Genomic DNA, 12,646 nt, shown 5'->3' on the forward strand with positions numbered 1-12,646 from the left:
GCGAGCTAGCGCACGACAAAGAATCACCTGATCGTCGTTCGTTGTTCCCGCGCGGCCTCGGCCCCCAGGCGCTCGCTGGGCACGCAAGCGCGCGCCGCGTCGCCAAAGAGCGAGCTCACCGTGACGCCCATGCCATAGAGGCTGCTCATGCGCTCGCTCGTCACCACCTCCTGTGGACTGCCAACCCCCACGACGCCCCCCTCGCCCATGGCAATGACCAGGTCCGAGTACAGGTAGGCCTGCTCGGGCCGGTGGGTCGACACGATCACCGACCTCCCCTCCCTGGCCAGGGACTGGGCAAGCGAGAGGACCTTGTCCGCGTTGGCGAAGTCCAGCGCGCTCGTGGGCTCGTCCAGAATCATGGCGCGTGCGTCCTGGGCTATGGTCCGGGCAAAGAGGACGAGCTGGAGCTGGCCGCCCGAGAGTCGGTTGACGCTGCGATGCGCCAGATCGGCGATGCCCACGCGCTCCAAAGCCGCCATGGCCCTGTCCTCGTGGCGGCGGGTGGGGGTCCTGAGCATGCCGAGGTCCGTGCCGCAGGCCATGAGCACCATGTCCACGACCTCGTAGTCGAAGACGTTCACGTGGGCCTGGGGAATGTAGGCCATCTGGCGGGCGCGCTCCCTCACGCTAAGCTCGCGCACGTCATGGCCGTTGGCGAGCACCGTGCCCTCGTAGCCGCGGATGCCCAGCATGCAGCGGAAGAGCGTCGTCTTGCCCACGCCGTTGGGACCCAGCACGCAGGCCAGGCTGCCGTCGGGCACCCCGAAGCTGAGGTCGCGCAGCACGCGCCGTCTCCCGTACGAGAAGCTGAGGCCACTCACCTCGAGGCTCATCGACGCCGCCCCCTCGTGATCAGGCGCATGAAGAAGGGCGCGCCGATGAAGGCGGTGAGGATGCCTATGGGAATCTCTGCCGTGGTGGCCAGACGGGCGACGTCGTCCACCACCAACAGGAAGCCGGCACCCAGCAGCATGCTGGCGGGCAGGAGATGGCGGTAGTCGACGCCCACGATGCCGCGGGCGAGGTGCGGGACCACGAGCCCCACCCAGCCGATGATGCCCGTGACCGAGACGCTCGCAGCCGTGACCAGCGTGGAGCAGACGATCACCGCACGGCGGACGCGCGGGGCGTCGACGCCCATGCTCAGCGCCTCGTCGTCCCCCATCGTGAGCGCGTTGACCTGCCAGCGCAGGGCAAGGAGCCCCGCGTTGCCCACGAGCATGGGAATGGCGACGAAGGCTAGGTCGCGCGGGCTGGCGCTGGTGAGCGAGCCCATGAGCCAGAAGGTGATGGCCTGGAGCTGGGCGTTGGGGTCTGCCACGAGCTTGGTGTACGAGACGCCAGCCTGGAAGACCGAGCTCACCATGACGCCCGAGAGCACGGTGACCAGGATGCGGTTCCCTTTGGCGCGGCCGCTGAGCCAGAGGACGATCGCCACCGACGCCATGGAGGTCACGAACGCTGCGATGGAGGTGCCCATGCTTCCAAGCGAGAGGAGCAGGGCCACGCAGGCACCGAAGGCCGCTCCCTGTGAGGCGCCCAGGAAGTCAGGAGACACCAGGGGGTTCTGGAAGACGCCCTGGAAGGCGGCGCCGGAAGCGGAGAGAGAGCAGCCCACCATGAGCGCCAGGAGCACGCGGGGAAGGCGGGCGTTGAAGAAGAGGGTCTCTTGCTGGGGCGTCCAGCCGGGCGTCACCGGAAGCACCCGTCCGACGAGCATGCCCAGCACCTCCCCCACGCCCATGTGATACCGGCCCAGCATCAGGGAGGCGAGCGCGACGACGGCGACGCCGAGGGCGAGCAGGAGGAGCTGCGTGGGATGGCTGGCGCGACGCAGGCGCCTGCCCAATGCGTACGCGACGTTCTCCATGTCCCTCGCCCCCTCTCGTCTCTCCTACGTTATAGCTAGACGAGTATATCGAAGGATTACGAATCACAATGGCGATTTGGCAAATTAATCGTTTGAATGTCAGACTTTTCGTCTTGAGCGGAGGTCCCTGCCGCAGGTACAGGCACAGGCACAGGCACAGGCACAGGGTGCACTATCGATTGCGGGCGCCACGGACTTGGCTGCGCCATCTCGTCCAACGCGCACCGCTCTTTGATGAAAACGCCCGACGCGTGCCAAATTCTCTCGAAAACGTCCAACACGTCTCTCGCTTCCACGTTTGCCCAGTTGGCAGGAAGGAGAAAGACGCGTTGGACGTCGTCGGCGCTCTCTCGCACGCGTTGGACGCCGCCGAGCAGGACACGCGCCAAGCGCCCCCCGACGACGCGACCCCGCACGCGAGCCGTCATTCCATGAGCAACAAAAAAGGACCCGCCGAAGCGGGTCCCAGATTCGCGAAAGACCAGAGGAGGCTAGCGCTTGGAGAACTGCGGGCGCTTGCGGGCCTTCTTCAGGCCGTACTTCTTGCGCTCGACGGCGCGGGCGTCACGGGTGAGGAAGCCGGCCTTCTTGAGATCGGCGCGATACTCGCCAGCCTCGAGGAGAGCGCGGGCGATGCCCAGGCGCAGGGCGCCGGACTGGCCGTTGATGCCGCCGCCATCGCAGTTGGCGAAGACGTCGAAGCGGTCGACGGTGTCGGTCACGCGGAAGGGAGCGGTCGCGTTGTCGACGAGCTGCTGGCGGCCAAAGTAGTTGGCGGCGTCGCGGCCGTTGACGGTGACCTTGCCGGTGCCGGGAACCAGACGGACGCGGGCGACGGCCTCCTTGCGACGGCCGGTGCCGGTGTAAACAGCGGTGTTGTCAGCCATCGGTTAAGCCTCCAGATCGATCTTGACGGGGTTCTGAGCGGTGTGCGGGTGCTCGGGACCAGCGTAAACCTTGAGCTTCATGCCCTGCTGGCGACCAAGGGTCGTCTTGGGGAGCATGCCCTTGATGGCGTGCTCGACGACGCGCTCGGGGTGCTTGGCCATGGCCTCCTTGAAGGACTCGGTCTTGAGGCCGCCCAGCCAGCCGGAATAGCGCCAGTAGGACTTGTGCTCGGCCTTGACGCCGGTAAGCTGGACCTTATCGGCGTTGATGACGACCACGAAGTCGCCGGTGTCGGTGTTGGGGGTGTACTGGGGCTTGTTCTTGCCACGAAGGATCATGGCAGCCTTGGTGGCAAGGCGTCCCAGCGTGGCGCCATCGGCGTCGATGAGCACCCAGTTGCGCTCGACCTCGCCAGGCTTGGCGTAATGAGTCGACTTCATTTGACTCCTCCATGTACTACGTATCGGTACGCTTTTTCCTATGAGGTTACGGGGCTCAGTGGAAAAGCCTTAAAAGTATACAGCAGCATTCCAATGCCCCGAGCGCTCAAAATAAGCACACAAGTGGAGGCGAGAGGGGCGGCGCGCACCACCCGGCGCACGCCCAGGACGTCCTATGCGACGTCCAGGTGGACGACCTTCCTCACCGGCCCCTTCGTGACCACGAAGCCGTATTCACCCGGCTCCAACGTGGGAAGGTACTGGTAGTCATACGGCTGTGGGAACGTCGCCTCGAACATCGTCGACGCGAAGGGCACATGGATCACGTACTCGGTCTTCGGCCTGATCGAGAGCTTGTAGGAGCCATTGATCTGGGGGACGGAGCAGGAGAACAGCATGGATTGCACCCTGATCCAATACGCCGGCGTCTCAGGGCACTTGACGGACCACCCGATGGAGTCGAGGTAGCCCCTCTCGTCCTCCGCCCCCTTCTCGTTCTTCATCGTTATGTCGGCGACCAGCAGCGTCTTGGCATCCAGGTCCGTCCCCTCTTGGGCGAGCCGCTCCATCTGCACGCGTGCGGCATCGTCGTCCTTGCTGAACTCGGCCAGGTATTCCCTGACGGACATGCGGCGCGCGTCCGTCATGCAGATCGAATACCCCCTCGTGTTCTCGTACCTGTATTCGGCAAAGGCACCTTCCAGGGGAACGTCCTCGTTGGCCTGGAACCACTCCTCGGGGATGACGGGAGCCCTCGCGTTCACCACCCAGATGCGCGCCGCCAGGGCAACGGCGACTGCGCAGGCGACCAGTGCCAAGGTCAACGCGCTCCAAGCACGACCACGCCTCATGGCTGCCTCAGCTCCTCGTGCCCGTCGATCCGCCCCTCCGCAATGTGGTAGACCTCGTGGGAAAGCTCCCGGAGGATGTCTGCCGCATGGCACGCCAGGACAATCGTCGCACCACGCCGCTGCTCGCGCCTCACCAGCCTCTTCAGCATCTCCACACCGTCCGCGTCGAGAGCGTTCGTGGGCTCGTCGAGCAGCAGGAGCGAGGGCCGCTCGAAAAGCGCCCCGGCAATGCCGAGCCGTTGCTTCATTCCCAGCGAGTACTTGCGATACGGACGCCTGTCGTCTGGATCAAGCCCGACGTCACGCAGGGCGGCCAGGCAGTCATCCTCGTTTGCCAGCCCCTTGATGGAGGCGAGGAGCCTCAGGTTGTCCCTCCCGCTGCGGTCAGCCAGGAAGGCGGGGCCCTCCAGCAGGAGGCCTACGCTGGGAGGGAAGGGGATGTCCTTCCACAGCTCCTTGCCGTCTATGGTCACCCTTCCGGCATTCGGCCTGATCAACCCCGCGATGGCGCGCATGAGCATCGTCTTTCCCGAGCCGTTCTGTCCGGAAAGGCCAATCGTTTCGCCAGCGTCCGCGCACAGGCTGACGTCGTCTAGGACGCTCACGCCCCTCAGCCGCTTGGACAACCCACTGACCTCTACGGCACAGCCGGAGCATGCATCGCCAGACGCGACGCCGGTGCCAGGATCTGTCACGACCAGACTTCCCCTCATATCGAGAGCTCCTTGTCTATGCAATCCATCCGCGAAAAGTGAAGACCTCCAACCAGCACGCTTGCCGCCGCTATGACCAGGGCATAGCTGGCACCGCTCCTCAGGCTCATGCCATTTGGAATCGACAGGTCAAGCCGTGCGATCATGAGGTATTCGCCCGGCAGAAGGGGGTGGAACAGATACGCCGACGCCAGGAGGACGACCGAGGTGGACGCAAATGCCAGAGTCGGGCCCAGCGCGAGGGACAGCGCTAGCTGGAGCAGGCAGACGGCAACGACCATCAAGGGAAACACAAGGACGAAGGGCCTGAGGTCATAGGGGCCAGCAAGCTCCGAGCCAAGTCCCGCGCATTCCAGGAAGCCATCGGGGACCAAAAGGGAAGGCTCTCCTCCCCACAACAGGGAGACGATGGCACAGGCGACAACGAGCAGGGCGCAGCCAAGCAGGGCGACAAGCGTCACCCACAGGCACTTGGAGAGCCACCACGACCACCTGCTACCTGACGCAACGAGGACTTCCCTCCCATACCCCATGAGATCCCTGTACGGATAGCTCAGGGGTATGTACGCGACGAGCATGAGCATTAGCATCCACCCAGCCGGAAACCGGAAAGCCACCTCATGATCAGGGTCAAAGACGCTCATCCCACCCATGGCCGCCACAATGGCCTCGCCGAAGGTGAAGGGGGGATCCCAATAGTCTATTGCCATGGTGAAGAGAAGCTGCAGAAACGATAGGCAGCCGCCCCCCACGGCCAGCAGGGCCACCCGCCCTCGCGTCGAGCGAAGGCCTTCCGAAAGGTCAGACCTCACAAGGTTTGCGAAGGTCACAGGACGTCACCGTCCCTTCGAAGACGCAGGGTCGCAAGGGAGACCGCGAGCATGAGCAGCGCCATTGCCGCCATTGCGACACCGCTGCGCAACGGCCCCTCGCATACGCCCTCCAGCACGGAAATCATGTCGAAGCGGAATCCACCCACTCTCGCGATGTAGAAGATGACTTTGCCCAGCTGCAGCGAGCCGAGGGTGAGCAGATACGAGCCCGCAAGCAATATGACGCGGTTCTTGATGACCAAGGAGGCGGCGAGCACCAGAACGGACCAGATTCCGCATAGCGCGGCATCAACAACAAGGTTGACCACAAGGTACAAAAGGGGCCGTGAGTACAGGAGCCAAGAGAGGGTCTCCTGTGCCGAAAGCCCGATGTACAGGTTGTCGAGCACCTCGGGCGCATAGCCTGGGAGCGCACAGGAAAGGACAAGGAAGTTCAGCGCCAGAGGCACGCCCACGACCAAGGCGCCCGAACAGAATACCGCGATGCACTTGGACGCAAGATAGCGACTCCTCGACGCGCGCACGAGCATCTGGTTCGCGACCCCACAGTCAAGCTCAGACCTCAGCGAGCATGAGCCAGCAAGGGCCGCCAGGAGGGCCACAAGCTGAAAGAACGCCTCGCGCGGCAGGTTGCTGTGCAACAGAAGGCTCCTGCCATAGCTCCCCCGTTTGGATGTGACGATGTACTCGCGGACACCTCCTTCCTTGAGGCTCTCCCATTCACGCACGCTCGCGATCCCACAAACGGCAGAGGCAACGGCAAGCGCCACGGCAACGAGCAAGGCCGTGGCAAACCATTTGCTCCTCAGAACCTTGTTGAGCTCCAGCGCCAGCAATGTCCTCATGACTGCCCCCTCAGATCCCTGGGAGCCAATGGCACCTCGTAGCCGCCGTAGCCCCAACTCCCCGCAGTAAATGACCCCTTGTCCGCATCATCTCTTCTCACCACGTATCCAAAGACGTAATCTCCCTCGCTGCCAGGGACGATGCCAAAGTAGCCGCGCTCGGCATCCTTGGTTGCCGTCCCAGGCCCATCCAGATAGGCATGCTCTATGCATGGGTGCAACCCGGCCACGCCCTCGATCATGAACAGCTGGTTGCCCAGCTTTGTCGCGTGCCGTGGCTCTGCGTCGACATTCGAGACGTGGATGCGAAACAACACCAAGTCGAAGTCCTCCCCCTGCCTTCCCTCGCTGAAGTAGTTTCCCGCGTAGAATGCGTCCTCCACCCAACCGTCGAACTCCTTGCGGGCCTGGTCGGGTCCGTCAAAGACGACGGCATCCTCCACGCGCACGCGCATCGTTCCGCGGAATGGAGAGTCCTCGCGATCGTCCTTGGTCCCAATCGTGACCTCGTCCCCCTCCTGCGCCTTCGTTCGACTCTTCTCCTCCTCTTGAATCTCGTGGCAAACTTGGGCGTCTAAATGGGACTCGTAGCCCTTGTATGCAAGCGCCGCCAAAAGACAGGCCGCGAGCAACACTGCGGCGGCGATGCGCTCATTCCTCTTCACGTAGCCTCCCAGTGGTGGCCTGGCGGAGTCGCCCGCCGGGCCATCTCCGTCCCTATCTGTTCAGGTCGGTGTAGTTGCCCGCGCAGTCTGGACTCCAGAGGCCACTAAGCTTCCCAGAGCCCTGATCGGCCCAGCCGGTGAGTCGCGCAAAGGCGTAGCCAAGCTCGCGCACGCCGTTATGAATCTCGTATTGGCCAACGCCCGGAGCCCTTACGTAATCACCGTTCGTGCAGTTGCGCCACCCTGCCCCCTTGCTGTTATTAGCCCCGTCGACAAACAGCTGCGGTGACTTGCCGGTCCTGTAGTCAACACGAAGGTAGGTCGAGCTGTATGAATCCTTTCCGCGCCATTCGGTGCCCTGGCTTGCTCCCTTGAACTGGAAGTTGAAGTCATATCGTGAGTCCCGCGTGTCTCTGACCCTGGCGGGACCCCCCGCAGGAGAACCTTCTTCAATAGCACCTTCCGCGATGGGACCCTTTGCGGAAGCGTCCTCCTGGACGGCAGCCTCTTCGGTGGCATCCCCCGCAACGGCACCAGCTTCGAAGGCCCCCTCAAGTTCGGCGGTCGCCTCGACGGCATCCCCCGTGGCAGAATCTTCCTCAAGGGACCCTGCATGCGCGACCGTGGGATTGACAGCTAGGCAACAGGCAAGTGCAATGGCAAACAGACTCAGATGGGACATGTGTTCGAGCCTCATCTTGCTTCCTTTCGTCTGACCAACCAAAGGTGGTGGCGCGCCACCACAAACGATGGCCCGCCAAACGCGACAGGTCTGTAGTCAGCCGATATGAAAGTGGAAAACGGGGTGTTTACAGGCGGCTAAGCTGCAGCAACAGATTTACGAGCTGCGACCTGCCATGTACGCCGAGCGAGGAGTAGACGGCACGCCTGGCAGTGTTGACCGTTCCCCTGGAGACGAACCGGCGCTCACAGATCTTCTGCGAGGAGTACCCATAGGCGATGTCGCTCGCAACCTCCGCCTCGGTCTGTCCGAAGCCGAGGCCAAGCAGGAGGTGCTCGGTCCTCTCGCGCGTGAGGCCCGATCGGTCAAGGCTGCCCCTCAGGCGCTCTGCCACCTCGACGCTCCGGCAGAGGCACGCAAACGTCGTCCCGGCACACAGCGCAAGGAGGAGGGACGAGCTCAGGAAGATCCCCCCAAACGCCCCACGCCCCCCAAAGGGTCGGGTGAGCACCTCGTTGCCAACCATCAGGAAGCCAACGCGGTTGACCAGGACGTCAGCTGCAACCACGCCGAGCCCAAATGCGACAAGCGGCAGGGACGGACCAGGTGTCGCCGACTTCGCACGCGCAAACCTTCGCCCTAGCAATGCGCAGGAAGCCGCCGCGAGTGCGAACAGGGAACCTCTGACATTCGACAACAGCGAGACGGCAAGCAAGGCAAGCGCGAGGGCCATCCGCAAGTACTGACGCTCGCTTGCCAGCAGATACAAGCCCCCTGCCGTCACCAGAAGCAGGAAAACCGTAGTTTGCAGCGAGGCTGCGAACCACGGCCCCACGCGCCAGGTCTCCTCCCATGCGGCGCCCATGCAAAGGGATGTCAGCAGCATAGCCCATCCCGCCAGGCTATCCCAGCGCCCCCAGCCACCCGGCACCGCCTCCGTCTGCCGCTGCAACAACAGCTCGATCAGCATGGCGGTGCCAAGAAGGGCACCGGTCAGCTCGAAGGGAATCCAATACCCGCCCACCCCTACCGCAAACCGAGCCATGCCGAGCGACAGCATCGAAGCGAGGGCAAGGGCGACACGGGAGGCGCAACGGCCTTCCGAAGGATGGCAACCCGCCAAAGAGGCCCCGCCTGTCATGAGGCACGCGAGCGCGGCCCCATAGACAAGCGGTCGCCCCGCGCCCCACGCAGGCAGAGTGATGCCCCAGGGAAGCAGGAGCGCGGTCGCGACAGCCGCTTCGAGCGGGCGTGAGGCAGCCGACGCAGGCACCCTCCGTGCGCCCGTCGAGCCCTCGGCCGCCAATCGCCCCGATTCCTCGCCGTCCGAATGGCCATAGGCGGCGGGTTGGCGATCTGACATCCCGATGAGCTCGAGGAGCGCCTTCCTACCCGTCACACTGGCCTTTTTGTAGACGCGTGCCATGGTGCTGCGAACCGTTGCGGGCTTCACCCCCAGAAGCTCGCCCACCTCCCTGGAGCTCCCCCCGCACACGACCCCGACCGCCACCTCGAGCTCGCGGGGAGCGAGCCCGAGGCCTAGCAGGGCCTCCCTGGCCTCCTCGTCCGGCCTCACATGCCCGTCTCTGAACGAGGGCTCAGGCTCTGCCGAATGACTCCGTCGTCCCTCGGCCCCATGTGCGGAGAGGGCAAAGAGGCAACGAGCGCGAGGCAGCCAGCACGCCACGGCAATGAGGGAGAGCAGTGCATACGGCCACGAGACCGCCTGACCAAGGGGGATCACCCTCGTAAGGGACCACCAGGCAAAGGATCCGACGCCCACGCGCATGGGCATCGGGTCCAGCTTGCCGTCAGGGGTCGCACTCACCCCCAGGAGGATCAGCGACGCCACGGGAATCACGACAAGGTTCACGGGAGAGAAGCCAGTCGTCCAGAGCCTGCCGGGCGCCATACGACCGTCGACGACGGCCGTGACGGCATATGACAGCCCCCTGACGAGAAAACCCGCCGCGATCGCGGCGAGACCCCCTCCGCCGCTTGGCTTCTTCTCGTCAAGGCCGCACGAGGCGCCGCGAGGGGGACGCGTCTCCTCCCCGGACGGGCATGAGGAGAGGGCGAGCGCGGAGGCGAACGCAAGCACGGGAGTCGCCAGGAGCCAGGCGTGCCGGAAGGAGGCGAACCAATCCATGTCGAAGGGCCATGCGTATCGTGACATTCTCGCAAGCGAGAGGCAGAGCGCCCACTCCACGGAAGCCAGCGACGCAAGGGCAACGACGCCAGCGGCTCGGAGCCGTCGCGCGAGGCCATCCGGAACAACGCGAGCGAGGACGAATTCCGCACAAAGCCCGAGCGCCACCAGCGCCTGGTTGCCGGACAACGCTGGGTTCGGCGCCGTCAACGCATAGAACGGCATCGTCGTGAGGAGGGCGAGCCCCACAAGGCGGACCAGAGGCCCACGGCCTTCCGCAAAGCGCGCTTCCATCGGATGGACTCCTCCCCCTCTCTAGACACACACATCATAGGAGCTCGCCCTGCACGGCAGGAAAACCGCTCGCACTGCGCACGCGCCACTCACCGCCGCTTCCCCTATTATGAAATCGTTCTCAGATAAGATTATGAGCAGATATGTAGATGTGCCGGAAGGGTCCGTACGGACCTCGGCACACCCAGGGAAGGGGCATTTCATGAGTGACGAATCCTGGCGTCCCAAACTCCACCTTGCACCCCAGAAAGGCTCCCTCAGCGACCCCAACGGGCTGTGCCAGTTCCGCGGCACCTATCACATCTGCTGCCAGAACGCCCCCGAGTACCCCGGCAACTTCGACAGCCCCCACGGCTGGGGCCACTACGTCAGCCGCGACCTGACCAACTGGGTCTTCCTGGGCTGCCAGGTCATGCCCGACTGCCCCTCCGACAGGGACGGCTCCTACTCTGGAGGCGCCTACCTCGCCACCCCCGAGGACGGCGCCGACCACGGCGGAGAGGTCTGGTACTACTACACGGGCAACGTCCGCCTGCCCGAGGGCGACGGCACACTTGACGGCCGCCTCGCCAACCAGACGCGCATGCGCAGCTACAACGGCATCCATATGGGTCCCAAGGAGGTCGTGCTCGACAATTCCGGCTACCCCGCCTACTGCTCCAACCACGTGCGCGACCCCAAGGTCTGGAAGCAGGGCGGTGCCTTCCACATGCTCCTGGGCGCGAGGACGCGCGAGGACAGCCGCGGCGCGGTTCTGTGCTATCGCTCCGAGGACGGCGAGGCCTGGGAGCTCGAGGGCTCGGTCACCAACACCGACCCCACGCCCTTCGGCTACATGTGGGAGTGCCCTGACCGCATCGTCCTCACGGACGAAAAGGGCGCGCCCCGCGAGTTCCTTGCCACCTGCCCCCAGGGCACGGACGAGCTCGGCCTCCCCTACATGCTCCAGAACGTGCACGGCAACGGCTACTTCCCCATCGAGGGGACCCTCCTGGACCTCCTCCACCAGGACCATGAGCTCATGGACGCCAAGGCCCCGCACGCCGCCATCGACCAGACGACCTTCGTCGAGTGGGACCACGGCTTCGACTTCTATGCCTGCCAGACCCTCGTAGACGAGAGGGGTCGCACGCTCCTCGTGGGCTGGATGAGCCTACCCCATGACAAGAACGACGTGCGACCCTACGACAATCCCACCAGCACCTGGCGCGGCTGCCTCACGGTCCCGCGCGAGCTCGCGCTGGGTCCGGACGGACACATACTTCAGAACCCCGTGGCGGAGATCGACGCGCTCCGCGGGAAGGCGGTCGCCTTCGAGGGCAACGCCAGCATCCCCAAGGTGTCGGACCTCGTGGTCTCTGGCATCGAGGGAGAGGGCACCCTACGCTTCGACGACGCCCTCGAGCTGCGCTTCCACGACGGGGTGGCAGAGTTGGAGTTCATCGACGACGAGACGGGCCAGGGCAGGAAGGTCCGCCGCGCCAGGGTCGATGCCGCGCGCGACGTCCGCGTCGTCATGGACACCTCCGTCCTCGAGATCTTCGTCAACGGCGGCGAGACCGTCTTCGGCACCCGCTACTACAGCGAGGCCGAGGAGATCAGGGTGAGCGTCGACTTCCCCGAGGCCACCGCCACCTGGTACCCCATGTCGCCCATCAGCGTCAACTACGTCGTCGACCGCTAGGAGCAGGACCCGACGCCACAAGACAGCCACCACGGAGAGGCGCACATGCAGAGCATCAACTTCCACACGCATCGGGGCTGGATGAACGACCCCAACGGGTTCATCTACTACAAGGGCGAGTACCACCTCTTCTACCAGTACTTCCCCCATGCCACACAATGGGGGACCATCTGCTGGGGACACGCCGTCAGCCCCGACCTCGTCAACTGGCAGCAGGAGGACATCGCGCTGTTCCCCTCCAAGCCCGCCGACCAGAACGGTTGCTTCTCGGGCAGCGCCATCGAGAGCGGGGGCAGGCTCCGCCTCTTCTACACGGGCGTCCACTACGACGAGTTCGACCCCGACGACATCAACAAGTGCATTCCCGGCCACTTCACCTCGGCGCAGCTCACCATCGAGTCGCCCGATGGCCGCAGCTTCAACAACTTCGAGGACAAGCGCGTCATCATCCCACCCATCGAGGACCCCGAGCTGGGCGACGCCACCCACACGCGCGACCCGAAGGTATGGCAGGGTTCCGATGGCTGGTACCTGGTCCTGGGCAGCAACATCCACCGCAGGCAGGGAGAGGTCCTCTTTTACAGGAGCCAGGACCTCGTCAACTGGGAGTACGTCAACCGCACCGTCCTCGATCCCGAGCTTGGCTGGATGTGCGAGTGCCCCGACCTCTTTAGGGTCGACGGGAGCACCGTGCTCCTCGCCTCGCTGATGGGCTATGAGGGCGGCAGC

General features: G+C 64.5%; 13 protein-coding genes. 2 read left to right on the top strand and 11 right to left on the bottom strand.

Annotated features, from left to right (window positions below):
• Positions 1-23 precede the first annotated feature (23 nt).
• The 11 genes from Q5923_RS06485 to Q5923_RS06535 form a co-directional block, all read right to left on the bottom strand.
• Entirely contained in the window at positions 24-836 is an 813-nt protein-coding gene (locus Q5923_RS06485; protein ID WP_303132960.1) for an ABC transporter ATP-binding protein, read from the bottom strand.
• Positions 833-1,873: an iron ABC transporter permease gene (locus tag Q5923_RS06490; RefSeq protein WP_303132962.1), complete on the bottom strand. Its 1,041-nt coding sequence runs from the start codon at positions 1,871-1,873 to the stop codon at positions 833-835. The genes Q5923_RS06485 and Q5923_RS06490 overlap by 4 nt, the downstream gene beginning before the upstream one ends.
• 491 nt (positions 1,874-2,364) lie before the next feature.
• Positions 2,365-2,760, bottom strand: coding sequence for a 30S ribosomal protein S9 (rpsI, locus tag Q5923_RS06495; RefSeq protein ID WP_009278129.1), 396 nt, complete (start codon positions 2,758-2,760; stop codon positions 2,365-2,367).
• Between the two features lie 3 nt (positions 2,761-2,763).
• Positions 2,764-3,201, bottom strand: a complete 438-nt coding sequence (rplM, locus tag Q5923_RS06500; protein WP_009278130.1) for a 50S ribosomal protein L13 — start codon at positions 3,199-3,201, stop codon at positions 2,764-2,766.
• A 173-nt stretch (positions 3,202-3,374) separates the two neighbouring features.
• Positions 3,375-4,019 carry a hypothetical protein gene (locus tag Q5923_RS06505; protein ID WP_303132963.1) on the bottom strand — a complete coding sequence of 215 codons (645 nt, stop codon included), beginning with the start codon at positions 4,017-4,019 and terminating at the stop codon, positions 3,375-3,377.
• A 29-nt stretch (positions 4,020-4,048) separates the two neighbouring features.
• Positions 4,049-4,765 carry an ATP-binding cassette domain-containing protein gene (locus Q5923_RS06510; protein ID WP_303132965.1) on the bottom strand — a complete coding sequence of 239 codons (717 nt, stop codon included), beginning with the start codon at positions 4,763-4,765 and terminating at the stop codon, positions 4,049-4,051.
• A complete protein-coding gene (locus Q5923_RS06515; protein ID WP_040656691.1) occupies positions 4,762-5,532 on the bottom strand; it encodes a hypothetical protein in 771 nt (256 codons plus the stop codon). Before Q5923_RS06515 ends, Q5923_RS06510 begins: the two co-directional genes overlap by 4 nt.
• A gap of 59 nt (positions 5,533-5,591) precedes the next feature.
• Positions 5,592-6,443, bottom strand: coding sequence for a hypothetical protein (locus tag Q5923_RS06520; protein ID WP_009278135.1), 852 nt, complete (start codon positions 6,441-6,443; stop codon positions 5,592-5,594).
• Positions 6,440-7,108, bottom strand: coding sequence for a hypothetical protein (locus Q5923_RS06525; RefSeq protein WP_303132968.1), 669 nt, complete (start codon positions 7,106-7,108; stop codon positions 6,440-6,442). Before Q5923_RS06525 ends, Q5923_RS06520 begins: the two co-directional genes overlap by 4 nt.
• Before the next feature lie 52 nt (positions 7,109-7,160).
• Complete coding sequence (locus Q5923_RS06530) at positions 7,161-7,805, bottom strand: hypothetical protein (RefSeq protein WP_009278137.1); 645 nt, start codon at positions 7,803-7,805, stop codon at positions 7,161-7,163.
• Positions 7,806-7,917: 112 nt separating this feature from the next.
• Positions 7,918-9,261 (bottom strand): LuxR C-terminal-related transcriptional regulator, encoded by a 1,344-nt coding sequence (locus tag Q5923_RS06535; protein ID WP_303132970.1) that lies wholly within the window; start codon positions 9,259-9,261, stop codon positions 7,918-7,920.
• 1,174 nt (positions 9,262-10,435) lie between these two features.
• Between Q5923_RS06535 and Q5923_RS06540 the strand changes: the two genes are divergently transcribed.
• Together Q5923_RS06540 and Q5923_RS06545 are read left to right on the top strand one after the other, a co-directional pair.
• The gene (locus tag Q5923_RS06540; RefSeq protein ID WP_303132971.1) at positions 10,436-11,917 is read left to right on the top strand and encodes a glycoside hydrolase family 32 protein; all 1,482 of its coding nucleotides are present in this window, start codon (positions 10,436-10,438) and stop codon (positions 11,915-11,917) included.
• Positions 11,918-11,962: 45 nt separating this feature from the next.
• Positions 11,963-12,646 (top strand): glycoside hydrolase family 32 protein (locus Q5923_RS06545; protein WP_303132972.1); only part of this gene is annotated, 684 nt, incomplete at its 3' end.

This window comes from uncultured Olsenella sp. (assembly GCF_959602185.1).
Taxonomy (GTDB): Bacteria; Actinomycetota; Coriobacteriia; order Coriobacteriales; family Atopobiaceae; genus Olsenella_I; species Olsenella_I phocaeensis.